The sequence below is a fragment of the Lentzea sp. NPDC092896 genome, assembly GCF_044754905.1.
Classification (GTDB): domain Bacteria; phylum Actinomycetota; class Actinomycetes; order Mycobacteriales; family Pseudonocardiaceae; genus Lentzea.
In genome coordinates, this window is record NZ_JBIVPX010000010.1 from 375,688 (window position 1) to 397,453 (window position 21,766).

General features: G+C 70.7%; 26 protein-coding genes. 13 read left to right on the plus strand and 13 right to left on the minus strand.

Annotated features, from left to right (window positions below; translation table 11 throughout):
• Positions 1-32: 32 nt before the first annotated feature.
• The gene (locus ACIQF0_RS38865) at positions 33-701 is read right to left on the minus strand and encodes an NADPH-dependent F420 reductase (protein ID WP_401038464.1); all 669 of its coding nucleotides are present in this window, start codon (positions 699-701) and stop codon (positions 33-35) included.
• A gap of 38 nt (positions 702-739) precedes the next feature.
• On the opposite strand from ACIQF0_RS38865, the gene ACIQF0_RS38870 reads away from it, so the two are divergent.
• Complete coding sequence (locus tag ACIQF0_RS38870; RefSeq protein ID WP_401038467.1) at positions 740-1,240, plus strand: MarR family winged helix-turn-helix transcriptional regulator; 501 nt, start codon at positions 740-742, stop codon at positions 1,238-1,240.
• Position 1,241: 1 nt separating this feature from the next.
• Here ACIQF0_RS38870 and ACIQF0_RS38875 read toward each other — a convergent pair whose 3' ends face one another.
• A complete protein-coding gene (locus ACIQF0_RS38875) occupies positions 1,242-2,132 on the minus strand; it encodes a LysR substrate-binding domain-containing protein (RefSeq protein WP_401038469.1) in 891 nt (296 codons plus the stop codon).
• Between the two features lie 78 nt (positions 2,133-2,210).
• Here ACIQF0_RS38875 and ACIQF0_RS38880 point away from each other — a divergent pair, with 78 nt between their 5' ends.
• From ACIQF0_RS38880 to ACIQF0_RS38895, 4 genes are read left to right on the plus strand one after another with little or no spacing between them, the layout of a single operon-like run.
• The gene (locus ACIQF0_RS38880; protein ID WP_401038471.1) at positions 2,211-3,425 is read left to right on the plus strand and encodes an acetyl-CoA C-acetyltransferase; all 1,215 of its coding nucleotides are present in this window, start codon (positions 2,211-2,213) and stop codon (positions 3,423-3,425) included.
• Positions 3,425-4,177, plus strand: a complete 753-nt coding sequence (gene pcaD, locus ACIQF0_RS38885) for a 3-oxoadipate enol-lactonase (RefSeq protein ID WP_401038474.1) — start codon at positions 3,425-3,427, stop codon at positions 4,175-4,177. The genes ACIQF0_RS38880 and pcaD overlap by 1 nt, the downstream gene beginning before the upstream one ends.
• Positions 4,174-4,950, plus strand: a complete 777-nt coding sequence (locus ACIQF0_RS38890) for a CoA transferase subunit A (protein WP_401038476.1) — start codon at positions 4,174-4,176, stop codon at positions 4,948-4,950. The genes pcaD and ACIQF0_RS38890 overlap by 4 nt, the downstream gene beginning before the upstream one ends.
• 1 nt (position 4,951) lies before the next feature.
• Positions 4,952-5,593 (plus strand): CoA transferase subunit B, encoded by a 642-nt coding sequence (locus tag ACIQF0_RS38895; RefSeq protein WP_401038479.1) that lies wholly within the window; start codon positions 4,952-4,954, stop codon positions 5,591-5,593.
• Positions 5,594-5,602: 9 nt separating this feature from the next.
• Here ACIQF0_RS38895 and ACIQF0_RS38900 read toward each other — a convergent pair whose 3' ends face one another.
• Positions 5,603-8,395 (minus strand): BTAD domain-containing putative transcriptional regulator, encoded by a 2,793-nt coding sequence (locus ACIQF0_RS38900; protein WP_401038482.1) that lies wholly within the window; start codon positions 8,393-8,395, stop codon positions 5,603-5,605.
• 3 nt (positions 8,396-8,398) lie between these two features.
• Between ACIQF0_RS38900 and ACIQF0_RS38905 the strand changes: the two genes are divergently transcribed.
• The 5 genes from ACIQF0_RS38905 to ACIQF0_RS38925 all read left to right on the plus strand — a co-directional run bounded on the left by ACIQF0_RS38905 (position 8,399) and on the right by ACIQF0_RS38925 (position 11,025).
• Positions 8,399-8,551, plus strand: coding sequence for a hypothetical protein (locus tag ACIQF0_RS38905; RefSeq protein ID WP_401038485.1), 153 nt, complete (start codon positions 8,399-8,401; stop codon positions 8,549-8,551).
• 40 nt (positions 8,552-8,591) lie between these two features.
• Positions 8,592-9,023, plus strand: a complete 432-nt coding sequence (locus ACIQF0_RS38910) for a hypothetical protein (RefSeq protein ID WP_401038488.1) — start codon at positions 8,592-8,594, stop codon at positions 9,021-9,023.
• Between the two features lie 11 nt (positions 9,024-9,034).
• Positions 9,035-9,499: a peptidoglycan-binding protein gene (locus ACIQF0_RS38915; RefSeq protein ID WP_401038491.1), complete on the plus strand. Its 465-nt coding sequence runs from the start codon at positions 9,035-9,037 to the stop codon at positions 9,497-9,499.
• A 67-nt stretch (positions 9,500-9,566) separates the two neighbouring features.
• Positions 9,567-10,238, plus strand: a complete 672-nt coding sequence (locus ACIQF0_RS38920; protein WP_360036154.1) for an AIM24 family protein — start codon at positions 9,567-9,569, stop codon at positions 10,236-10,238.
• A gap of 142 nt (positions 10,239-10,380) precedes the next feature.
• Complete coding sequence (locus ACIQF0_RS38925) at positions 10,381-11,025, plus strand: dihydrofolate reductase family protein (protein ID WP_401038494.1); 645 nt, start codon at positions 10,381-10,383, stop codon at positions 11,023-11,025.
• Positions 11,026-11,067: 42 nt separating this feature from the next.
• Here ACIQF0_RS38925 and ACIQF0_RS38930 read toward each other — a convergent pair whose 3' ends face one another.
• The 6 genes from ACIQF0_RS38930 to ACIQF0_RS38955 all read right to left on the minus strand — a co-directional run bounded on the left by ACIQF0_RS38930 (position 11,068) and on the right by ACIQF0_RS38955 (position 15,675).
• Positions 11,068-12,666: a SulP family inorganic anion transporter gene (locus ACIQF0_RS38930; RefSeq protein WP_401038496.1), complete on the minus strand. Its 1,599-nt coding sequence runs from the start codon at positions 12,664-12,666 to the stop codon at positions 11,068-11,070.
• Complete coding sequence (locus ACIQF0_RS38935; RefSeq protein WP_360036146.1) at positions 12,663-12,995, minus strand: metalloregulator ArsR/SmtB family transcription factor; 333 nt, start codon at positions 12,993-12,995, stop codon at positions 12,663-12,665. The genes ACIQF0_RS38930 and ACIQF0_RS38935 overlap by 4 nt, the downstream gene beginning before the upstream one ends.
• Before the next feature lie 3 nt (positions 12,996-12,998).
• Positions 12,999-13,175 (minus strand): hypothetical protein, encoded by a 177-nt coding sequence (locus ACIQF0_RS38940; RefSeq protein ID WP_401038500.1) that lies wholly within the window; start codon positions 13,173-13,175, stop codon positions 12,999-13,001.
• Positions 13,176-13,230: 55 nt separating this feature from the next.
• The gene (locus tag ACIQF0_RS38945) at positions 13,231-14,145 is read right to left on the minus strand and encodes a carbamate kinase (RefSeq protein ID WP_401038503.1); all 915 of its coding nucleotides are present in this window, start codon (positions 14,143-14,145) and stop codon (positions 13,231-13,233) included.
• Positions 14,146-14,359: 214 nt separating this feature from the next.
• On the minus strand, positions 14,360-14,980 hold the full coding sequence (locus ACIQF0_RS38950) for a CBS domain-containing protein (RefSeq protein WP_401038506.1): 621 nt from the start codon (positions 14,978-14,980) through the stop codon (positions 14,360-14,362).
• A gap of 8 nt (positions 14,981-14,988) precedes the next feature.
• On the minus strand, positions 14,989-15,675 hold the full coding sequence (locus tag ACIQF0_RS38955; RefSeq protein WP_401038509.1) for a CBS domain-containing protein: 687 nt from the start codon (positions 15,673-15,675) through the stop codon (positions 14,989-14,991).
• Positions 15,676-15,905: 230 nt separating this feature from the next.
• Between ACIQF0_RS38955 and ACIQF0_RS38960 the strand changes: the two genes are divergently transcribed.
• From ACIQF0_RS38960 to ACIQF0_RS38970, 3 genes are all read left to right on the plus strand, one after another.
• On the plus strand, positions 15,906-16,400 hold the full coding sequence (locus ACIQF0_RS38960; RefSeq protein ID WP_401038512.1) for a flavodoxin domain-containing protein: 495 nt from the start codon (positions 15,906-15,908) through the stop codon (positions 16,398-16,400).
• A 134-nt stretch (positions 16,401-16,534) separates the two neighbouring features.
• Positions 16,535-16,870 carry a spore germination protein GerW family protein gene (locus tag ACIQF0_RS38965; protein ID WP_401038515.1) on the plus strand — a complete coding sequence of 112 codons (336 nt, stop codon included), beginning with the start codon at positions 16,535-16,537 and terminating at the stop codon, positions 16,868-16,870.
• An 88-nt stretch (positions 16,871-16,958) separates the two neighbouring features.
• On the plus strand, positions 16,959-17,510 hold the full coding sequence (locus ACIQF0_RS38970) for a hypothetical protein (RefSeq protein ID WP_401038518.1): 552 nt from the start codon (positions 16,959-16,961) through the stop codon (positions 17,508-17,510).
• Between the two features lie 99 nt (positions 17,511-17,609).
• On the opposite strand, the gene ppk2 is transcribed toward ACIQF0_RS38970, so the two are convergent.
• The 4 genes from ppk2 to ACIQF0_RS38990 are packed head-to-tail and all read right to left on the minus strand — an operon-like array spanning position 17,610 to position 21,748.
• Positions 17,610-18,401: a polyphosphate kinase 2 gene (ppk2, locus tag ACIQF0_RS38975; protein WP_401038586.1), complete on the minus strand. Its 792-nt coding sequence runs from the start codon at positions 18,399-18,401 to the stop codon at positions 17,610-17,612.
• The gene (locus tag ACIQF0_RS38980; RefSeq protein WP_401038519.1) at positions 18,401-20,926 is read right to left on the minus strand and encodes a cation-translocating P-type ATPase; all 2,526 of its coding nucleotides are present in this window, start codon (positions 20,924-20,926) and stop codon (positions 18,401-18,403) included. Before ACIQF0_RS38980 ends, ppk2 begins: the two co-directional genes overlap by 1 nt.
• Positions 20,907-21,302 carry an HPP family protein gene (locus ACIQF0_RS38985; protein WP_401038521.1) on the minus strand — a complete coding sequence of 132 codons (396 nt, stop codon included), beginning with the start codon at positions 21,300-21,302 and terminating at the stop codon, positions 20,907-20,909. Before ACIQF0_RS38985 ends, ACIQF0_RS38980 begins: the two co-directional genes overlap by 20 nt.
• Positions 21,299-21,748, minus strand: a complete 450-nt coding sequence (locus ACIQF0_RS38990) for a universal stress protein (protein ID WP_401038524.1) — start codon at positions 21,746-21,748, stop codon at positions 21,299-21,301. The genes ACIQF0_RS38985 and ACIQF0_RS38990 overlap by 4 nt, the downstream gene beginning before the upstream one ends.
• Positions 21,749-21,766 lie beyond the last annotated feature (18 nt).

The window sequence follows — 21,766 nt, forward strand, 5'->3', positions numbered from 1 at the left end:
CTTCAGCCGCAACGGGAAGTCGGTCGTCCTTTTCAGACGGTCGGCCCGGTCAGACGCCAGCCACTTTGCCAGGTCCAGCCGTTGCGCGCGTTGAGGGAGATGTTCAGGAAGGCCAGTTCCTCGAGCGACCGGGCCATCCGCAGGCCGCCCGCGTCGATCGGCCGGAAGCCCAGCGAGGTCAGCAGTTCCGCCACGACCTGCTTGGCCGCCTCGTCGTCGCCGGCGTAGTACCCGTCCAGCGGGAGGCCGTCCTCGCTCGCGGCACCCAGCCGGGACGCGAAGAGCGTGTTGAACGCCTTGACGAGCTTCACTCCCGGCACTGCGGAGGCCAGTTGCTCCGCCTGGCTGGTGCCGCCGGTCGTCAGGTCGCTGTAGGTCTCGTTGAGGGGGTTGGTGGCGTCCACGACGACCGCGCCCGTGCCCTTGATCTCGGCCAGCACGTCGGCCGCGACGCCGGCGGGCACCGCGAGGACCACCACGTCCGCACCCTGGGAGGCGTCCACGACGGACGCCGCTGCCGTTCCGCCTGCCTGCTCGGCCACCTTGACCGCGTTCTCCTCGTGGGCGGCGGCGACGGTGACCTGGTGTCCCGCGGCGACGGCAGCGCCGGCGAGCCCGGATCCGACGTTGCCCGCACCGATGATCGCGACGCGCATGACAGCCTCCAAATAGTTCAAGTTTGAACTTTCTGGCGCCGACACTAGGAGCGAATGGTTCAAGCGTCAAGTAAATTGGGGGTGTGACCCCGGACTCGCAGGAACCGCGCTGGCTGACGGCGGAGCAACGGCTGGCCTGGCTCGACATGGTGCGCGTGCTGACGCGGCTGCCCGCGACGCTCGGCGCCCAGCTGGAACGCGACGCCGGGCTGACCTTCTTCGAGTACCACGTGCTGTCGATGCTCTCCGAGATTCCCGGCCACGCCCTGCGCCTGAGCCGCCTCGCGCAGCTGACCAGTTCCTCGCTCTCGCGCCTGTCGAACGTCGTGAAGCGCCTGGAGGCTCGCGACCTGCTGCGCCGCGAGCCCGATCCCGCCGACGGCCGGGCCAGCCGCGCGGTCCTCACCGACGCGGGCATGGCCGCCGTCGAGCAGGCCGCGCCCGGTCACGTCACCCTGGTCCGCGAGCTGGTCGTGGATCCCTTGGACGCCAAGCAGCTGAACCAGTTGCACGCCGCCCACGAACGCATCCTCGACCGGCTCGACCCCGCTTCGTCCACCCGGCCGGAGTGGCTGGAGACCTGAGTCAGAGCACCCGTTCCTGCCACCGCGCCAGCAACCTGAGCGCCCTCGCGAGCACCGGCGAGTCGTCGTCGGCGCGCACGGCGGCCACGAGGTCGATGCCCTGCTTTCCGGCCAGCGGACGGTAGGTCGTGCCGGGCACGCCGAGTTCCGCCACCGGTTCCGGAACCACGGCCACGCCGAGCCCGGAGGCGACGAACGTGACCAGGGTCGAGGTCTCCGCCACCTCGTGGCGGATCCGCGGCTCGAACCCCGCCGAGCGGCACAGGTCCGTGACGATCCCGTACATGACCGAACGGCCGTGGGACGCGTGCACGATCAGGTCTTCCTCGCGCAGGTCCTCGATCCTCAGCCGCTTCCGCCGGGCGAGGCGGTGGTCCTCGGGCAACGCCACGATGAGCCGGTCGCGGCGCACCGCGGTCACCCGCAGCCCGGCGTGCTCGACCGGCGGGCGCAGCAGTGCGAGGTCGATGCGCCGGGCGAGCAGGGATTCCAGCTGGTCCGGTGCCAGCATCTCGCCGCGGAACACGAAGTCGACGGCCGGTAGCTCGTCGCGCAGGACTCGGGCGAACGCGGGCAGCAGGCTGTAGGTGGCCGAGCCGACGCACCCGACGACCAGCCGGCCCTGCCTGCCCTCGGCCACCCGCCGCGCCTCCGCCCCCGCGTCGTCCACAGCGGACAGCACGGCTCGCGCGCGGTCCAGGTACACCAGCCCGGCGTCGGTGAGGTCGACCCTGCGGGTGGTGCGGTGCAGCAACGTCACCCCGAGTTCGGCCTCCAGTTGCTGGATCTGCTGCGAGAGCGGTGGTTGCGCCATGTGCAGGCGTTCGGCGGCACGCCCGAAGTGCCGTTCCTCGGCGACCGCCACGAAGTACCGCAGATGACGAAGTTCCACCGACTGATACTCCCAGAGTCTCAGTAGACGTGAAATGAGTATTTCTCGATATCACCGGACCGCCCTAGTGTCGAGGGCATGACCGACGTCGTGATCTGCGAACCCCTCCGGACCCCGGTCGGACGGTTCGGCGGGGCGCTCGCCTCGCTCAGTGCCGCCGACCTCGCCACCGCCGTGCTCACGGAACTGGTGCGCCGCACGGGGCTGAGGGAGGGCGATGTCGACGACGTCGTGCTCGGCCAGAGCTACCCGAACGGCGAGTCACCGGCGATCGGCCGGATCGCGGCGCTCGACGCGGGCCTCGGCGTCGGCGTTCCCGGCCTCCAGATCGACCGGCGCTGCGGATCCGGGCTGCAGGCCGTGCTCTACGCGGCGGGTCAGGTCGCCACCGGTGCGGCGAAGGTCGTCGTGGCGGGCGGCGCGGAGTCGATGTCGCAGGTCGAGCACTACGCGCTGGGGCTGCGCACGGGTGTCCGCAGCGGCGGCATCCAGCTGGTCGACCGGCTCGACCGGGCCAGGGAGACGGCCGGTGGCCGGTTCCACCCGGTACCCGGCGGCATGCTGGAGACGGCCGAGAACCTCCGCCGCGAGTACGGCATCTCGCGGGCCGAGCAGGACGAGTTCGCGGTGCGGTCGCAGCAGCGCTGGGGTGCCGCCGACCAGGCGGGCAGGTTCGCCGACGAGCTCGTGCCGGTGACCGTCCCCGGCCGCCGCGGCAAGCCTGACGTCTCAGTCGACCGCGACGAGCACCCCCGACCGGACACGACGCTCGAAGACCTCGCCGCGCTGCGTCCGGTCCGGCTGAAGCTCGACCCCGAGTCCACGGTCACGGCGGGCAACGCCAGTGGTCAGAACGACGGCGCCGCGTTGTGCGTGGTCACCACTCGCGACGAGGCCGAGAAGCGCGGGCTGCGGCCCGTGCTCGCGCTCAGGTCGTGGGCCGTCGCCGGGGTCGGGCCCGAGGTGATGGGCATCGGACCGGTGCCCGCCACGGCCGCCGCGCTCGACCGGGCCGGGCTCACCCTCGACGACGTGGACGTGATCGAGCTCAACGAGGCGTTCGCCGCCCAGGTGCTCGCCTGCCTGCGCGAGTGGAAGGTCGACGCCGGCGACGAACGGCTCAACCCCAACGGGTCCGGCATCTCGCTCGGCCACCCGGTGGGCGCGACCGGCGCCCGGATCCTGGCGACGCTCGCGCACGAGATGCGCCGCCGCGGCAGCCGCTACGGGCTGGAGACGATGTGCATCGGCGGCGGCCAGGGACTCGCGGCCGTCTTCGAGGCGGTGCGCTGATGGTGCACCACGTCGTCACGGGCAGGCCGGACGGCCCGGTCGTGGTGCTGTCCAACTCGCTCGGGTCGACGCTGGAGATGTGGGACGCCAACGCCGGCGCGCTCGAAGAGCACTTCCGGGTGGTCCGCTACGACACCCGTGGCCACGGCCGCTCCCCCGTCGTGCCCGGCCCGCACACCATCGACGCGCTGGCCGGCGATCTCGTCGGGCTGCTCGACCGGTTGGGTGTGGAGAAGGCGCACCTCGTCGGGCTGTCGCTCGGCGGCATGACCGCGCTGCGCGTCGCCGCCCGCACTCCCGAACGCGTGGACCGGCTCGTGGTCCTGTGCACCAGCGCCTGCCTCGGACCGGCGGCGAACTGGACCGACCGGGCCGCCCTCGTCCGCGCACAGGGGACGAAGGCGGTCGCCAAGGCCGTCGTCGAGCGCTGGTTCACCCCCGCGCACCAGGACCGCGCGCGGTGGGAGGCGATGGTGTCCGCCACCCCGGCGGAGGGCTACGCGGGCTGCTGCGAGGCGATCGCCGCCATGGACCAGCGCGCGGACCTCGCCAGGATCAGCGCGCCGACGCTCGCGATCGCCGGAGCGGACGATCCGGCGACGCCGCCCCACCACCTCGAGGAGATCGCCACCTCGGTCCAGGACGGTCGGATACTCGTCGTCCCCGGCGCCGCCCACCTCGCCAACGCCGAGCAGCCGGACGTCGTCACGGCGGCGCTCGTCGACCACCTCACGAAGGGGAGCCGTTCATGAGCCTGGACAAGGTGGCCGGCGGACCGGCCGAAGCCGTGGCGGGCATCCGGTCCGGCGCGAGCGTCGCGGTCGGCGGGTTCGGGCTCGCGGGCATCCCGTGGTTCCTCATCGAGGCGTTGCTGGAGCAGGGCGCGGACGACCTCACGATCGTCTCCAACAACTGCGGCGTCGACGGCGCCGGTCTGGGGCTGCTGCTCGAACACCGTCGCATCAGCCGGGTCGTCGCGTCCTACGTCGGCGAGAACAAGGAGTTCGCCCGGCAGTACCTGGCGGGCGAAGTGACCGTGGAACTCACTCCACAAGGGACACTCGCGGAACGGTTGCGCGCCGGAGGTTCGGGAATCGGCGCCTTCTACACGCCGACCGGCGTCGGCACGCTCGTGTCCGAGGGCGGCCTGCCGTGGCGCTACAACTCGGACGGCACCGTCGCACTCTCCTCCCCTCCCAAGGAAGTCCGCACCTTCCACGGCAAGGAGATGGTGCTGGAGGAGTCGATCGTCACCGACGTGGCACTCGTGCGCGCCGCGATCGCCGACCGCGCGGGCAACTGCGTCTTCCACGCCGCCGCCCGCAACTTCAACCCGGCCGCCGCGATGGCGGGCCGGTTCACCGTCGTAGAAGCCGAACGCGTCGTCGAGGTCGGCGAGATCGACCCGGACCACGTGCACCTGCCCGGCGTGTTCGTGCAGAGCGTCGTCGCGCTCACCCCGGACCAGGCCGCCCGCAAGGACATCGAGAAGCGCACGACCCGCGCCCGCCAGGAGGCGAACTGACATGGCCTGGACCCGCGACCAGATGGCCGCCCGCGCCGCGCTCGAACTGCGCGACGGCGAGTACGTCAACCTCGGCATCGGCCTGCCCACGCTGATCCCCGACCACCTGCCGGCCGGCTCCACCGTCACGCTGCACGCGGAGAACGGCATCCTCGGCGTCGGCCCGTTCCCCTACGACGACGAGGTGGACCCCGACCTCGTCAACGCGGGCAAGCAGACCGTCAGCGTGCTGCCGGGAGCCTCGTTCTTCGACTCCCCCACCAGCTTCGCGATGATCCGCGGCGGCCACATCGACACCGCCGTGCTCGGCGGCATGCAGGTCTCCGCGCACGGCGACCTCGCCAACTGGATGGTGCCGGGCGCGATGGTCAAGGGCATGGGCGGCGCGATGGACCTCGTCAGCGGCGCCCGCCGGATCATCGTCCTGATGGACCACGTCTCCCGCGCCGGCGACCCGAAACTGGTCGCCACCTGCACCCTGCCGCTGACCGGACGCCGGGTCGTCTCCCGCGTCATCACCGACCTGGCCGTGCTCGACGTCGCGGACGGGGCCTTCCACCTGGTCGAGCTCGCACCGGGCAGCACGGTCGAGGACGTGGTGGCGAGGACGGGCGCGCCGGTGCTCGACGGCGTGCGGGCGTGATCACGCCGACTACTCGATCCTCGACGCCGGCTCCACCGACATCGCGTCGAGCCGGCGGGCGTTGATCGGGTCGGGGGCGCGGAGGTGCAGCTGCCGTGCCGAGTCGAACGCTCGCTGTGCCGCACAGCGGTCACCTGCCTCGGCGCGAACGCCGCTCAGGTCCAGATAGGCGGCGACGGCGAGGTGCACGTCGTCCGTGTCGTGGTAGAGCCTGGCGGCCAGGGCGAACTCGTCGGCCGCGGCGGCGGTGTCGCCGACGGCGCGCAGGCTGTGGCCGAACTCGCGGTGTGCGAGGGCCTCGCTCATCTTGTTGCCGGCCTCCACGACCGGCGGCAGCGCGGAACGGAAGATCCGGACCGCCTCGTCGTGCCGCTGCGCCCGTGCGTGCGCCTGGCCTAGGGACAGCAGGGAATCCCCTTGCTGGCCGACGAGATCGTCCTCGCGGGCGATGGCCAGAGACCGTTCGTGGTGCTCGACCGCCCCGGCGAAGTCACCGAGCAACGACTTCGCGTCGCCGATGTTCTGCAACACGATGGCCATGTAGCCGCGGTCGTCGAGGGACGCGAACAGCGCGAACGCCGCCTCGTACGAGGCGAGCGCGCCGGCGGTGTCGCCTTGTTCGTGGTGCATCCAGCCGAGGTTGTTGAGCGTCGCCGCTTCCCGTCGCGTGTTCCCGGCCTCCCTGGCGATGGCGAGGCACCGTTGCTGCTCCCGCACCGCCTCGGCGACCCGTCCCGCGTGGACGAGGGCGATCGAGACCTGCGCTCTGGCCAGGATTTCGAGGTCGGGGTCGTCGAACTCCATGACGGCGTCGACCGCGAATCGCAGCAGGCGCACGCCGAGCAACCACGTGCCGCGGTGCTCGAAGTAGCCGCTCAGCAGGAACGGGATCTGCCACGCCGCCTCGTGCCGCCGCGTCGACACGGCGTGGTGGACCACCGCGGAAAGGCTGGACTTCTCGGCGTCCAGCCACGCCAACGCGTCCAGCGCGGTGTCGAACGGCGCCACCGGATCGGCATCGACCACGGCCGGGCGGTAGGGCACGAGCAACCGGTCCGCCGCGGCCAGCCTGCCGACGTACCAGGCGCAGAGCCGGTCGAGCGCCGCCTCACGGCCCGGCCGGTCCTCCTCCGCCTCGGCGAGTTCCCTGGCGTACAACCCGATCAGGTCGTGGAAGGAGTAACGGCCGGGTGTCCGGCAGTCCAGCAAGTGCGCGTCGTGCAGCACTTCCAGCAGGCGAGTGCTGCCCTCGGCGTCGAGTGCGTCGGCGGCCTCGGGGGTGACGTCGAGGTCCGGCACCAGGCCGAGCCGCCGGAACAGCCTGCGCGCCGCCGGTACGAGGCGCTCGTACGACAGCGCGAACACCGACCGCACGGCCGCTTGGTCGTCGTCGGAGACCGTGAGCGTGCTCAGCCGGTTGCGGGCCAGGTCGGCTGCGAAGGCGGCGAGCCGGCGACGCGGCTGGTCCAGCAGGTTCGCGGCGGCGATCCGCAGTGCCAGTGGCAGGTGGCCGCAGGCCTGGGCGATCTCGGCCGCGGCGTCCGGTTCGGCGTCCACCCGTTCGCCGCCGAGGAGGGTCACGAGCAGTTCGTGTGACTCCTGCGGGCGCAGCGGAGCCAGCAGGAGGCGGCGTGCGCCGTTGATCGCGACCAGACCGGCGAGCCGGCTCCGCGACGTCACCAGGGTCACGGTCGTGGACGTGCCGGGCAGCAGCGGCCGGACCTGGTTGACGTTGTGCGCGTTGTCCAGCAGCACGAGGATCCTGCGGTCGGCCACCAGCGACCGGTAGAGCCCGGCGGCGCTTTCGAGCTCCTGCGGAACGTGTTCGGCCGGAACGCCGAGTGCGCGCAGGAACTCCCCCAGCGCGTGCGCCGCGTCGACCGGGTGCGCCGTGGCCGCTCCGCGCAGGTCGACGTAGAGCTGGCCGTCGGGAAAGTCGTCACGCCTCTGCTGCGCCCATCGCAGTGCCAGCGCGGTCTTGCCGACACCGGCGGCACCCGCGATCGCCGAGATCGTCACCAGCCCCGCTCCGCCCGCGACCACGTCGTCCAGCTCCTTCAGCTCGTCCACCCGTCCGCTGAAGTCGCGTGGCGCGGCGGGCAGCTGCGCCGGCCGGGGACGGCTCGGCCGCGCCGGCAGGTCCAGTGCCGGATCAGCCCGCAGCACCTCCTGGTACCGGGCGCACAGGGCGTCGGACGGATCGACTCCCAGCTCGTCGCTGAGCACCTCCCTCGCCTGGTGGTAGGTCGCCAGGGCGTCCGCCTGCCGGCCGCACCGGTACAGGGCCACCATCAGCTGAGCGCGGAACCGTTCGTGCAACGGGTGCCGCGCCACCACCTCCGTCAGCTCCGCCACGAGATCGTCGTGCCGGCCGAGTTCCAGGTCGACGTCGAAGCGCTCCCCCAGCAGTGCGAGCCATCGGTCGGTCAGCGCGTCCGACGTCGTCAGCACGGCGGGTACACCGGCGAACTCGGCGAGTGGCACACCGCGCCACAACGCCAACGCGTCGCGCAGCACCGCGGCACGCCGGCCCGGATCAACGGTCGCGTGGGCGTCCACGACCAGCCGCCGCATCTCGTCGGCATCGCACTCGCCCGGTTCCACGACGAGCCGGTAACCGGCGGGGCCGTGCGTTATCCGCGCCGGATCCCGGAGCTTCCTGCGCAGCCGATGCACGTACAGCTGCAGGGTTTTCCTTGCGGACGCGGGCGGTTTCGTCTCCCACAACGCGTCCGCGAGCGCCTCGGCGGACACCGGAGAGTTGGCGGCGCAGAGCAACAGGGCCAGCAGACGTCGGAGCATCGGTTGATCCAGATCGACGTCTTCCCCTTCCACCGCAACGCGAAGTGGGCCGAGCACGCCGAACGCCGTCTTCATGGTCGCCTCCCGCCGGACGACGGTGGCACCACGCCCGATGAAACCGTCGTGAAACCGCTCGGGTTCACGGTGTTGGCGTAACCGCGGGAGCGCGGGACAACGCACCAGGAGGGGGAATTACATGCGAACGGGGAAAGTCGCACACAAACTCAGGACCGCCGGCGTGGTCGTGGCCGCACTGGGCGCCGCTCTGGCGGCGGGGCAACCGGCCACCGCGGATCCGGGCGCGATGGCCGTCAGGTCGTGCACCGTCACCACCCAGTGGACGTGCGTGACCGCGTCGCTGTGGGTCGGCAGCGGCGTGAACCCTCACGTCGCGACGGCGAACATCCCGTGGACGGCGCCGTACGAGCCGGGCACCCCGGACCCGATCAACTCGTTCGTCCGCGTCCTGTACCTCGACGCCCCCGGCGATCCGGAGATCCTCCGCGACAACAAGAGGCGGGGGGACGAACACGACTTCTGGGGCAAGAACTGGACGCCCGGGAACTACCGGGTGGAGCTGCACTGCCCGTACTCGTGCCAGGGCGCCTCGCTCTACTTCGCCAACTGATCGGGGGACCGATGAGATCGATCCGAGCAACACTCGCCGCCACAGCGGTTCTGGCCGCGGTGATCTCGGCGGCGTCGCCGGGAGTCGCGCAGGCGGCGGCGTCCTGCAACAGCTTCACGTCGTACTCCGTCCCCGGCGGGTTCATGCGGGTGCCCACGATCGGATGGGACACCGGCGCCTACAACTGCGATCTGGGCAGGGGTAACTTCGGCGACGCCGTCCGGGTCATCCAGGTGTCGATGCGGCGGTGCATGAGCCAGAACATCGCCGACGACCGCGACTTCGGCCCGAAGACCGAGCAGGCGGTGAAGTACGTCCAGGCCAAGCTCAACGAGTGGTACAACGCCGGTCTCGCGGTCGACGGCCGGTACGGCCCGAAGACACGACAGGGCGGCTTCGCGTTCGCCGTGTTCCCCACTTTCGCCACCTGGACCCCGAGAGAGGACGGGTACTGCTACTACAAGGTCGACCCGTGAGGTGCCGCCGGCGCGGAAGACCACCCCCACGGATGCGTGAGGCCATGATCACCTGCATCATCTGTCCATGCGCAGCTCACTGTTCAACCACGCGGAACGGCCCGTCGAGCCGGGAAGCTTCCAACTGCAGAACGAACGCATGCTCAAGGTGGACCTCACCGGCAGCGGCGGGTTCTTCTTCGCCAAGCAGGGATCGATGGTGGCCTACCAGGGTGACGTCGACTTCGCCTACGAAGGCAGCGGTGGTCTCGGCAAGCTGTTCAAGAAGGCCTTCACCGGTGAGGGCATGTCGCTGATGAAGGTGTCGGGCAGCGGCGACGTGTTCCTCGCCCAGGACGCCGACGAGATCTTCGTGCTGTACCTGGAGAACGAAGGCGTCACGGTCAACGGCAAGAACGTGCTCGCCTTCGACAGCAGCCTGAAGTGGGACATCAACCGCACCGAGGGCGCGTCGATGCTCAGCGGCGGCCTGTTCAACACCACGTTCACGGGCACCGGCGCGCTGGCGGTCACCGCCTACGGGACGCCGGTCGTGCTGAACGTGGACGTGCCGACGTTCGTCGACATGCAGTCCGCGGTGCTGTGGTCCACCTCGCTGCAGTCCTCGATCCGCAAGACGGCCAAGCTCGGCGCCGTCATCGGCCGCGGCTCGGGCGAGGCCTACCAGCTCGCGCTGCAGGGTCAGGGCATCGTCGTCGTGCAGGCGTCGGAAGGTCACCCCGTACCGGCCACGCCGTAACGCTCGGGTGATCGTCGAACGGAAGCGGCGCCGGTCTCACACCGCGCCGCTTCCGTCCGTCCGGAGCATGATCTTCCGGCGGGACCGATGAGTTCACGCGGCCCCCGTGGTCCACATGCCGACCAAGAGCGGAAGGAAGCCCATGACCCAGCTGGTGAAGGTCCAGAACTTCGTCGTGTCGCGGGACGGATTCGGTGCCGGTGAGGACCAGACCCTCGACCGGCCGTTCGGCCACGCCGACCCCGGCACCATGTTCGCGTGGGCGGGCGCCACGGCGAGCTGGCCCAACCGCACCGACCCCGGTGGCAGCCGCGGCCTCGACGACTACCTGACCCGCGACTTCGCGCACAACATCGGCGCGGAGATCATGGGCGCCCACAAGTTCAGCCCGCACCGCGGCCCCTGGGAGAACCACGACTGGCAGGGCTGGTGGGGCGACGAACCGCCGTTCCACACCCCGGTCTTCGTGCTCACGCACCACGAACGGCCGTCGTTCACCCTCTCCGACACGACGTTCCACTTCGTGAACGGCGACCCGGCCGAGGCTCTCGCGCTCGCACTCGAGGCCGCGCAGGGCAAGGACGTCCGGATCGGCGGCGGCGCCACGACCATCCGCGCGTTCCTCGACGCCGACCTCATCGACACGCTGCACGTCGCGGTGGCGCCGGTCGAGCTCGGCCACGGGGTACCGCTGTGGAAGTCGCCCGACGAGCTGCTGGACCGGTTCCACGTCGACGTCGTGCCCAGTGCGAGCGGTGTGACCCACCACCTGTTCTGGAGGAAGTGACGTTCTGGCGGGTCCACTTCACTGAGCCGGGCAGTGGATCCGTCACGGCAGTGTGCCGTTGCGGCGCAGGTGGTTCCGCGCGTGCTCGATGGCCTCGGGCGTGCTGGCGAACGCGCGCACGCCATGGGTTTCCAGCTGGTGCCGGTGCTCGTCGCGCACTCCGGAGAGCAGCACGGTGATGCCCCGGTGCTCCAGTCTCTCGACGGCGTCGCGCAGGACCAGCACGCCGGTGCCATCCATCGTGGACACCCGGGACATGCGCAGGATCACCACGGAGACCGCCGCGATCTCGGTGAGCTCCAGCAGGAAGCGATGTGCCGCGGCGAAGAACAGCGGTCCGTCCAACCGGTAGGCGACGATGTGCTGGGCGAGCAGTGCGTGCTCCTCGGCGGTGTGGTCGCCGGGCTCCAGCGGTTCCTCGTCGATCCTCGCCGAACTGGCGACGGCTCGCAGCGCCAGCGCTCCCGCGACGACGAGGCCGATGATGACGGCCGTGACCAGGTCGAGTGCCAGCGTCGCGATCGCGGTGAGCGCGAGCACCACCGCGTCGGAACGGTTCGCGCGCATCAGGACCCGGACCGAACCGACTTCGACCATCCGCACCGCGGTGGCGAGCAGAACACCGGCCAGCACCGCCAACGGGATGCGTCCGACCACCGGCGCCGCCGCCAGCATGATCACGGCGAGCGTCACCGCGTGCACCAGTGCCGCCAGTCGCGAGCTCGCGCCGGATCGGACGTTGACCGCCGTCCGCGCGATCGCCGCGGTCGCGGGCACGCCGCCGAACATCGGCGTGATGACGTTCGCGATGCCCTGGCCGAAGAGCTCGCGGTCCGGGTCGTGCCGCTGGTTCACGCTCATGCCGTCGGCGACCGTCGCGGACAGCAGGCTCTCCAGGGCGGCGAGCGCGGCCACGGCGATCGCGGACGGCAGCAGCGACCACAGCGCGCTCAGGTCCAGGAAGGACAGTGACGGCGCGGGGAGCAACGCGGGCAACGTGCCGATCCGGGGCACGGGCAGGGACCAGATCTCCGCCGCCACCGTGCCCGCCGCGACGGCGAGCAGCGAGAAGGGGATCGCCGGTTTCCAGCGCGCGCCGACGAGCATGATCACGACGACTCCGCCGGCGAGGGCGACGGCGGGCAGAGCGGGGCCGGATCCGAACGCGCGGACGGCGTTCACCACGACGTTGTGCCCGTCGGGTGTGGGCACGCCGAGTGCCGCGGGGATCTGTTGCAGCCCGATGACCGCGGCGATGCCGAGGGTGAAGCCCTCGACCACCGGAGCCGGCACGTACCGCATGTAGCGCCCGGCTCGGGCCGCCGCCAACGCGAGGAGCAGCACGCCCGCGAGCAGGCCGACGGTCAGCACGCCGCCCGGCCCGAACGTCGCGACGATCGGCACCAGCACCACCGTCATGGCACCGGTGGGCCCGGACACCTGCAGGCTGGAGCCGCCAAAGACGGCGGCCAGGGTGCCCGCGACGATCGCGGTCGCCAGTCCCGCGGCGGCGCCGAGGCCCGACGCCACGCCGAATCCCAGTGCCAGCGGCAACGCCACGACGGCGACCGTCAGACCCGCGACGACGTCTCTCGGCCTGGCGGCCGTCCAGTCGGCCTTCGCGGGCAGGAAAGCTCTCATGCGGAGTCCTCGCGCAGCTGCGCGAGCAACTCGTTCTGCCCGACCAGCAACTCCGTGAGGATCCTCCTCGCCGCCTTCATCAGATCGGCCACGTCCGCGCCCGCGAGCGCGTACACCACCGTCGAACCGTCACGGGTGGCCGTCACGATGCCGGACCTGCGCAGCACGGCCAGCTGCGCGGAGAGGTTGGACGCCTCGACCTCGATCTCGGCCAGCAGATCACGCACCGCCTTCGGGCCGTCCTGCAACAACTCCAGCACCCGGATGCGCACGGGGTGGCCGAGCATCCGGAAGAACTCGGCCTTCGCCTGGTACAGCGGAACCGGCACCGCTCAGCCCTCCTCTGGAGCGTCGACCGACACGCCGTGTTCGGCCGCCAGGCGCCTCAGGTTGGCCAGATCCGCGCGGTGCACGTCCGCCGCGTACTCGTCCTGCTGCTCCACCGCCTGCCGCACCGCTTGTTCCGCCTGCTCGACGCGGATGAGCAGACTGTCCTCGAACTCGTTCACGAGACCACGACCTGTCGAATTGAAGAATTCTTCAATTCGACACTCTACGACTCCGTCAACCGCGGTGTGCTCGCCGGCCGACTGTCGTGCCGGCGGTGCCCCGCAGGAGTCCTTCGGCGTCGGCCAGCGCCCCGATCGCGGCGGTCGATCCCGTCGCTTCGACGAACCGGCGGCACGCCTCGATCTTCGGTCCCATCGAACCGGCGGGGAAGCTCAGGTCCCCGAGTTCCGCCACGTCCAGGTGGCGCAACGGCTCAGCGGTCGGCAAGCCGTAGTCGGACATCACGGCGGGCACGTCGGTGAGCAGGAGCAGATGGTCCGCCTTCAACGAGATCGCCAGCGCGGCCGAGGTGAGATCCTTGTCCACCACCGCCTCGACACCGTGCAGCCGGCCGTCGTCGACCACCGGCGCTCCCCCACCACCCGCGCACACGACGATCGTCCCGCTGCTCACGAGCTGCTCGACGGACTCCTGTTCGACCAGCCGCAACGGCTCGGGCGATGGGACGACGCGGCGCCAGTGCGGACCGTCCGCCGCCGCGGTCCAGCCGTTCCGCGCGACCAGCCGGTCGGCCTGGGCGCGGTCGTAGATCGGGCCGATGAACTTCGTCGGCGCGGAGAACGCCGGGTCGGACGCGTCGACGACGGTCTGGGTGACGACGGCGAGGACCGGTTTGCGGACGCCCGCGTTGCGCAGCGACTGCGCGAGCCAGTAGCCGATCATGCCCTGGGTCTCGGCGCCGAGGGCGTCGAGCGGGTAAGGACGGCTCAACGACAGGTCGGCCTCGCTCTCGAGTGCGAGCAGGCCGATCTGGGGGCCGTTGCCGTGGCACACGACGAGTTCGTGTTCTTCGGCCAGCGGTGCGAGTGCTCGTGCCGCTGTTTCGACGTGGTGGAGCTGAACGGAGGCGTCGGCGCGTTCGCCGCGCATGAGCAGGGCGTTGCCTCCGAGTGCGACGACGATGCGCATCAGGCAGGCCGAATCTGGACGGGCGTGGCCGGTCGCTTCCCGAACCGGGCGCGTCGCGGCCGGTGGTCCGGCTGCTTCCACGCTGATGGCGAACTCCTCACTCCGATGTGGACAGCCCACTCGGCCGGCGCGACCGTCACCCGCAAGACGGCCGGCCACGTGAAAGATCTCCGCTGCAACGGGGTGAGATCACTCCACCTCTTCCTTGCCATCGTCAGCTCCCCGCGCGCACGGCTTCGGTGGTGAACTCGACGTCGGTCACGCCCGCGATCGCGCGGACCAGCACGTCGACCACGTGCCGTTCGGTGGCGCTGTTCCCCTTGTCCACGATGGACACCCTGCCGCCGGTCACCGCGACCTGCCACCGCGTTGCGCCGCCGACCATGCCGAGCCGGTTGTGGATCTCGGCCTCGACGACCCAGTCCGCACGGGTGATGGACCGCAGCAGGTCCCTGCGGGTCACGATGCCCGCGAGGTGGCCCTCGTGCACGACCGGCACGCTGCGCACACCGTGGTCGAGCATCAGGCCCGCGACCTCGGCCAGATCGGTGTTCGGACTCGCGGTCACCGGCGAGGTCGTCATGACCTGGCAAACCACGTCCGCGGGCGCCTGCCGGGCTTGGGCGGGTTCGCCGTGCACCAGTCCCCGCGGATCCTGGGGCAGGCGATCTCGCAGCAGATCGGCTTCGCTGACCATGCCGACCAACGCGCCCAGGGCGTCGACCACGGGCAGGGCGGTGAAGCCGCGGTCGGCGATCAGCCTGGCGGCGTCGCGCGCCGGGGTGTTCTGGTCGACGACCACGACGTCCGTCGTCATCACGTCTCGAGTCCTCATGTCGCTCCTCAGCCGAAGATCTCGGTCTGGTGGGTGTGGGTGGTGTCGTTCCATCCGGCCCGCAGCTGGTTGTGCACGTCCACCACGCCGGGCAGGGCGCGCACGAGGTGTCCGGCGATCTCGACCTCGCTTTGCCGCTCCAGCTGTCCCCGCACCGTCACCACGCCGCCGGTCACCGCGACCTGGAGGGAGTCGGGGTCGACCCACAGCACCCGGCCGAAGATCTCCTCGCGGATCGTGGTGCGCAGCTCGTCGTCCTCACGCACGAAGAGCTTCAGCAGGTCGCGGCGGGACAGCACACCGACCAGCGCGCCGTCGGAGTCCACGACGAAGAGCCTGCGCACGCCGGTGGCGGCGAGTTCGCGGGCGGCCGCGCTCGCGGCGAGGTCCGGCGGGATGCTCTGGACCGGCGAGGTCATCACGTCGCGGGCGGTCACGCCACTCGCCTGCTCCCAGCGGTGCTTCGTCGCACGGCCCGCGAACAGACCAGGTGCTTCTTCGGTGCCGCCGCGGAACTCCTCCTTGGGCAGCAGGTCGGCTTCCGAGACGACGCCGACCGGACAGCCGCCGTCGAGCACGGGGACCGCGCTGATCTTGTTGTCCTCCAGCAGCCGCACGAGTTCCTTGAACGGGCACTCGACGTCCGCGGTGATCACCTCACGCGTCATCAGCGAGGCGACTGTCGGTTCACGCATGTCACCCTCCGGCACTCCCTGGTTCGTGTGTGACCAAGCCTCGTCGGCGCCGCGGCGGGCTGACACCTGCCAAGGACGTGGGCGAGCCGGGACGTTCCGACCTGTCGAGAGGACCGAAGGACTCTGCGTCCAGGCGGGCGGGCTCAGGTCCGCCACGAGCGACCGGCGACCCGTCGCCACTGAGCACAAGGGCTCTGTCCCCGCCTGGCCGGCGCGACGACGGTGCCGGTATGACAGAGATCCTCGTCGCCTACGCGACCAAGATGGGCGCTACCAAGGAAATCGCCGAACTGATCGCCGCACGGATCCGCTCGGCGTCGCACGAGGTCGTCGTGCTGGACGCTGCGGACGTCGGTTCGGTCGAGCCCTACAAGGCCGTCGTGCTCGGCAGCGCGCTGTACGCGGGCCGGTGGCGCCGGGAGGCGGTGAAGCTGCTGACCCGCAACGAGAAGCTCCTGCGCACCCGGCCGTTGTGGCTCTTCCACAGCGGACCGCTCGGAACCGACCTCGCCCCTCGGCAGGCGCCACGGAAGGTGCGCGAGATCGCCGCGCGCATCGGGGCTGAGGAGCCCTTCACCTTCGGCGGCAGGCTCACGCCGGAGACCGCGGTCGGCTTCATCGCCAGGAGAATGGCGACGGGACCGATGGCGGGCGACTTCCGGGACCGGGACGAGATCGACCGCTGGGCGTACACGATCGCCCAGCGGCTGGTAGCGGCGCGCTGACTGCTCGGCTGCATCTTCAGCAGCTGGGGCTCGTCGCGCACCCGGCACGACCACGCGGAGTCGAAGGACCCTGCCCGGCGGGGTCCCGTTCACCGGATGCCGGGGGGCTGACGACCGACTGCTCAGGAGTGATGATGAAGATCGACGAACTGATCGCCAGCGTCAAGAACTCCGTGGAGGCGAAGACGGTCTACGCCGAGCCGTACGAGCGCAACGGGGTCACGGTCATCGCCGCCGCGTCCATCTCGGGTGGCACCGGCGGTGGCTCCGGCCGGGACGAGAAGGGCCAGGAGGGCGAGGGCGGCGGATTCGGGATCTCCGCGAAACCGACCGGCGCCTACGTGATCACCGGCGACAACGTGCGGTGGGTACCCGCGGTCGACGTGAACCGGCTGATCGCGACCATGGGGGCGGTCGTGGTCGCGGCGATCTTCGTGGCCGCTCGCCGGTATCGCCGCGGCGGGTCGTGATGTCCCGGCCGGACCGGGACCAAGGGCTGCGTTCGCGGGCGGCTCCTCTGACCAGACTTCAACCAGAAGAACTTTCTGGGAGGTAAAGATGTCCGCTGTTCACGCTCCTGCTCGCACCCGAACCGGAACAGGTGCTGTGCCCCTCGCGGTGCTGCGCATCGTGACCGGGTTGCTGTTCCTCTGGGCGTTCCTCGACAAGGCGTTCGGTCTCGGTTACGCCACCCAGTCCAAGAACGCGTGGTTCTCGGGAGGCTCGCCCACGAAGGGCTTCCTCAGCCGGGTCGCGGTGGGGCCGTTCGAGTCGTTGTTCCACGACATCGCCGGGGCCTGGTGGGCCGACGTGCTGTTCATGGCCGGCCTGCTCGCGGTCGGGGTGGCGCTGGTGCTGGGCATCGGCCTGAAGATCGCGGCGGTGAGCGGTGCGCTGATGATGCTGCTCATGTGGGCGGCGGAGTGGCCGCCGGCACAGCACACCTCGACCGGCGAGGCGACGATGTCGACCAACCCGCTCATCGACTACCACGTCGTCTACGCCCTGGTGCTGATCGCCCTCGCGGCCACCGCGTCCGGCGTCACGTGGGGCCTGGCGCGCTGGTGGAACACCCTGCCGATCGTCAAGGCCAACCCTTGGCTGCGGTGAACGACAAGAGAAGTGAGCGAGGGCGCCGCGGACGCGGCGCCCTTTCTCTTCGTCCGGGAGAGGTCGAGCGGCGAAGCGCGATCACCGAACTCCCTGCGTTCAGACCAGCTTGGCGGCGTGATCCGGTACTTCTCGTTGCAGGGCGCGGGCAGTGCGCTGGTAGCCGCTGGACGGTGGCCGCGCGGGCAGCTTGATCTTCGGCGCGGTGACCTCGTGGTAGTCGATCGTGCTGAGCAGGTGGGCGATCATGTTGATCCGCGCCCGTCGCTTGTCGTCGCCTTCGACCGCGTACCAGGGTGATTCGGCGATGTCGGTGTGGACCATCATCTCGTCCTTGGCGCGGGAGTAGTCCTCCCAGCGCGTCAACGACTCGAGGTCCATCGGGGAGAGCTTCCAGCGTTTCAAGGGGTCGTCGAGGCGCTTGCGGAAGCGGCGCTCCTGCTCGGCGTCGCTGACCGAGAACCAGTACTTGCGCAGCAGGACGCCGTCCTCGACGAGCATCCGTTCGAACAGCGGGCACTGCCGCAGGAACAGCCGGTGCTCCTCCGGCGTGCAGTAGCCCATCACGCGTTCGACACCGGCGCGGTTGTACCAGCTGCGGTCCAGCAGCACGATCTCCCCCGCCGCCGGCAGATGTGCCGTGTAGCGCTGGAAGTACCACTGGGTGCGTTCGCGTTCGCTGGGCGCGGGCAAGGCGACGATCCTGGCGACGCGCGGGTTGAGGTGCTCGGTGATCCGTTTGATCGCCGAGCCCTTGCCCGCGGCGTCGCGGCCCTCGAACGCCACCACGAGCCGGGCACCGGTGGCCTTCACCCACTCCTGCAGCTTCACCAGCTCGGTCTGCAACCGGAGCAGCTCCTGCTCGTACACCTCGCGCCCCAGCTTCGCCATCAGCTCCCGTTCCCGCGGCGCTGCCGCCACTTCTCCAGCTCCACGACGACGTACGCCGCCGCACTCAGCATGAAGACCACCAGCCAGGGCTGCCACCCGAGCGGCGCGGTGTGGAACAGGTCGTTCATGAACGGCACGTACGTGAGCAGCAGTTGCAGCCCGACGGTCAGTCCGACACCGACCCACAGCCACCGATTCGGTCCGGTCGCCGGTCGCCACTTCTCCAGCGAGCGGCAGTTGACCAGGTAGGCGATCTGGGCGCCGACGAAGACGTTCACCGCCACGGTCCGCGCGACCTCCAGCGTGGTGCCTGAGGCGAGCTGCCAGCGGAACGCGCCGAACGAGCACGCGAGCAGGATCGCGGAGACGAACACGATGCGGCCGACGAGTTGCCGGGTCAGCAGCGGGAGTGACGGCGGCAGCGGCGGTCTGCTCATCACGTCCGCCTCGCGTGGTTCGAACGCGAGCGTCAGTCCCAACGCGACGGCGGTGGTCATGTTGATCCACAGGATCTGCACCGGCAGGATCGGCAGTGCCGTGCCGAGCAGGATCGCCGTGAGGATCACCAGGCCCTCGGCCATGTTGGTGGGCAAGGTCCAGATGATGAACTTGCGCAGGTTGTCGAAGACCGCACGGCCTTCCTCGACCGCGGCACGGATCGAGGCGAAGTTGTCGTCGGTCAGCACCATGTCGGCCGCCTGCTTCGCGACCTCGGTGCCGCCCTTGCCCATCGCCACGCCGATGTCCGCGCGCCGCAACGCCGGAGCGTCGTTCACCCCGTCGCCGGTCATCGCGACGACCTCGCCGCCGGCCTGGATCTGCTTGACCAGCCTCAGTTTCTCCTCGGGCGCGACGCGGGCGTGCACGTCGGTGATGCCGAACTCCGCCGCGATGGCACGGGCCGTGGCCGGGTGGTCGCCGGTGATCATCTTGACCTCGATGCCGGCGGCCTGGCAGGCGCGGACGGCTTCGATCGCCTCGGGCCGTGCCGGGTCGTGCATCGCGACCAGCCCGAGCAGGACCACGTTGCCCCGCAAGCCTTCCTCGGACAGCTCGACACCCGCCGCGCGACCGATCGCCAGCACCCGCAGCCCCGCGGCGGCCAGCTCCTCGGCTTCGACGCACCGGTCCAGACCGGCGAGGGTGAGGATCCGTTCGACCGCGCCCTTGACGTAGACCACGTCGCCGGCGTGCCGGGTCGCCATGAACATCCGCTCCGAGCTGAACGGCAGCACGTCCACCCGCTCGGGTACGTCGCTCTCGTCGAGCCCGGCTTTGCGTGCCGCCACGACGAGCGCGGCCTCGGTCGGATCGCCGACGGGGAGCCAGCGTCCGCCGTCCTCCACGATCCGCGCGTCGTTGCACGCGAGACCGGCCAGCAGGCATGCGCGCAGACCTGAGTTCGGCTCAGGTGTGATGGCCCCGGCGGGCTCGTAGCCGATGCCCGAGAGCTCATGACGCGTGCTTCCCACCACGACCGCGCTGACCGTCATCGCGTTGGCGGTCAGCGTCCCCGTCTTGTCCGTGCAGATCACCGTGGTGCTGCCCAACGTCTCGACGGCGGGCAACCGGCGGATGATCGCGTTGCGCTTCGCCATCCGCGCCACCCCGATCGCCAGCGTCACCGTGACCGCGGCGGGAAGGCCTTCCGGGATCGCGCCCACGGCGAGGGCGACGGCCGCCGTCACCATCTCCGCGAGAGGTTCGCCGCGCAGCACGCCGACCAGGACGCTGAACGCCGCGAGGCCGAGGATCACCACGGTCAGGATCTGGCTGAAGCGCGTGAGTTTGCGGGTCAACGGGGTCTGCACGGTGGTGGTCGTGCTGACCAGCCGGTGCACGCGGCCGATCTCGGTGTCCGTGGCGGTCGCGACCACGACGCCGCGCCCGCCGCCCGCGGTCACGAGCGTGCCGGAGTAGGCCATGTTGGTCCGGTCGGCCAGCGCGGTGTCCGAGGGCAACGCCACCGAACTCTTCGCCACCGGCAGGGACTCACCGGTCAGCGCCGACTCGTCGACGCGCAGCTCCTTCGTGGTGACGAGGCGCAGGTCCGCGCCGACCTGGTCGCCCGCCTCCAGCACGACCAGGTCGCCCGGCACGAGCTCCCCTGACGGGACCCGTGCGGTGAGGCCGTCACGCACGACGGTCACCTCGGTGCGCACCATCGCCGTCAACGCGTCCAACGCACGTTCGGCACGCGCCTCCTGGATGAAACCGATGATGGCGTTGACCACGACGACGCCGAACACCACGGAGGCGTCCACGATCTCGCCCAGGGCCGCGGTGATGCCCGCGGCCACCAGCAGGACGTAGATGAGCGGGTGGTGCAGCTGTCCGAGCAGCCGCACCACCCAGCTCTGCCCGCGCTGGGCGGGCAGCTCGTTCGGCCCGAGCGCGGCCAGCCGGTCCCGCCACTGGGTGGTGGACAGGCCGGCGGCCTCGTCGGTCTCCGCGATCAGGACGACCTCGGCCACCGGCAGACCGTGGTGGACGACGTCCTCGCGGTCAGCAGTGCTCAGCGGCATGGCCCACTCGCAGGTGCGGGTCGTCGTGGCTGATCGCCCGCAGCACGTCCAGCCGGGTGACCATGCCGATCACCTGGCCGTAGTCGAGCACCGGCACGCAGAGCACCTCGTAGCGGGTCATCGCCTCGAACAGCGTCGCCACGTCGAACTCCGGCCCGACCGTCAGCACCGGCTGCGACATGACCTGCTCCACCTTGAGCGAGCCGCCCTCACCGCGGCGGCAACCGGCCTTGGTCACCACGGCGACGAAGACGCTCCCGTCGACGACAGGCAGCATCGTCAGGCCGAAGTCGTCCATCAGCCCCTCGGCGTGACGGGCGAAGTCACGCGGCCCGACCGTGACGAGTGGACGGGCCATCACGTCGGCGGCCTTCATCGCGCGGTCTCCGCGAGCTCGCGGTCGTTCACGGGGATGACGACGATCGGCGCGTGCGCGTGCCGCACGACGTGCATGCTCGTCGAGCCCAGGACGATCTGACGGATCCGGTGCCCGGTGTGCGAGGCGACGACCAGCAACTCGGCACCCTCCGAGGCCTTCTCGAGCGCCTCGGCGGCGTCGCCGCGCACGCTCGTGCGGACGATCTCGGGCAGGTCCTGACGCTGCTCCGACGCCTTCAGCACCGCCTTCTCGAGCAACGCCTCCGACTCGGCCCGCACGCGCTGTTCGGTGGTCTCGGTCCAGTCCGCGAGCGCCTCGAACGTCCAGGCGTGGACGACGTGCAACGGGCGTCCCCGCACCACCGCCTCGTCCAGTGCCCATTCCAGTGCTCGGTCCGACGCGGGCGTTCCGTCGACGCCCACCACGATCGGCTTGGTGCTCATGACTTTCTCCTCTGGTTC

Coding starts and splice junctions, on each gene's coding strand:
- ACIQF0_RS38880 (WP_401038471.1), top strand. CDS start 2,211: ATGACCGACGTCGTGATCTGCGAACCCCTCCGGACCCCGGTCGGACGG.
- pcaD (WP_401038474.1), top strand. CDS start 3,425: ATGGTGCACCACGTCGTCACGGGCAGGCCGGACGGCCCGGTCGTGGTG.
- ACIQF0_RS38890 (WP_401038476.1), top strand. CDS start 4,174: ATGAGCCTGGACAAGGTGGCCGGCGGACCGGCCGAAGCCGTGGCGGGC.
- ACIQF0_RS38895 (WP_401038479.1), top strand. CDS start 4,952: ATGGCCTGGACCCGCGACCAGATGGCCGCCCGCGCCGCGCTCGAACTG.
- ACIQF0_RS38900 (WP_401038482.1), bottom strand. CDS start 8,395: ATGCTCCGACGTCTGCTGGCCCTGTTGCTCTGCGCCGCCAACTCTCCG.
- ACIQF0_RS38910 (WP_401038488.1), top strand. CDS start 8,592: ATGCGAACGGGGAAAGTCGCACACAAACTCAGGACCGCCGGCGTGGTC.
- ACIQF0_RS38915 (WP_401038491.1), top strand. CDS start 9,035: ATGAGATCGATCCGAGCAACACTCGCCGCCACAGCGGTTCTGGCCGCG.
- ACIQF0_RS38920 (WP_360036154.1), top strand. CDS start 9,567: ATGCGCAGCTCACTGTTCAACCACGCGGAACGGCCCGTCGAGCCGGGA.
- ACIQF0_RS38925 (WP_401038494.1), top strand. CDS start 10,381: ATGACCCAGCTGGTGAAGGTCCAGAACTTCGTCGTGTCGCGGGACGGA.
- ACIQF0_RS38930 (WP_401038496.1), bottom strand. CDS start 12,666: ATGAGAGCTTTCCTGCCCGCGAAGGCCGACTGGACGGCCGCCAGGCCG.
- ACIQF0_RS38945 (WP_401038503.1), bottom strand. CDS start 14,145: ATGCGCATCGTCGTCGCACTCGGAGGCAACGCCCTGCTCATGCGCGGC.
- ACIQF0_RS38950 (WP_401038506.1), bottom strand. CDS start 14,980: ATGAGGACTCGAGACGTGATGACGACGGACGTCGTGGTCGTCGACCAG.
- ACIQF0_RS38955 (WP_401038509.1), bottom strand. CDS start 15,675: ATGCGTGAACCGACAGTCGCCTCGCTGATGACGCGTGAGGTGATCACC.
- ACIQF0_RS38960 (WP_401038512.1), top strand. CDS start 15,906: ATGACAGAGATCCTCGTCGCCTACGCGACCAAGATGGGCGCTACCAAG.
- ACIQF0_RS38965 (WP_401038515.1), top strand. CDS start 16,535: ATGAAGATCGACGAACTGATCGCCAGCGTCAAGAACTCCGTGGAGGCG.
- ACIQF0_RS38970 (WP_401038518.1), top strand. CDS start 16,959: ATGTCCGCTGTTCACGCTCCTGCTCGCACCCGAACCGGAACAGGTGCT.
- ppk2 (WP_401038586.1), bottom strand. CDS start 18,401: ATGGCGAAGCTGGGGCGCGAGGTGTACGAGCAGGAGCTGCTCCGGTTG.
- ACIQF0_RS38980 (WP_401038519.1), bottom strand. CDS start 20,926: ATGCCGCTGAGCACTGCTGACCGCGAGGACGTCGTCCACCACGGTCTG.
- ACIQF0_RS38985 (WP_401038521.1), bottom strand. CDS start 21,302: ATGAAGGCCGCCGACGTGATGGCCCGTCCACTCGTCACGGTCGGGCCG.
- ACIQF0_RS38990 (WP_401038524.1), bottom strand. CDS start 21,748: ATGAGCACCAAGCCGATCGTGGTGGGCGTCGACGGAACGCCCGCGTCG.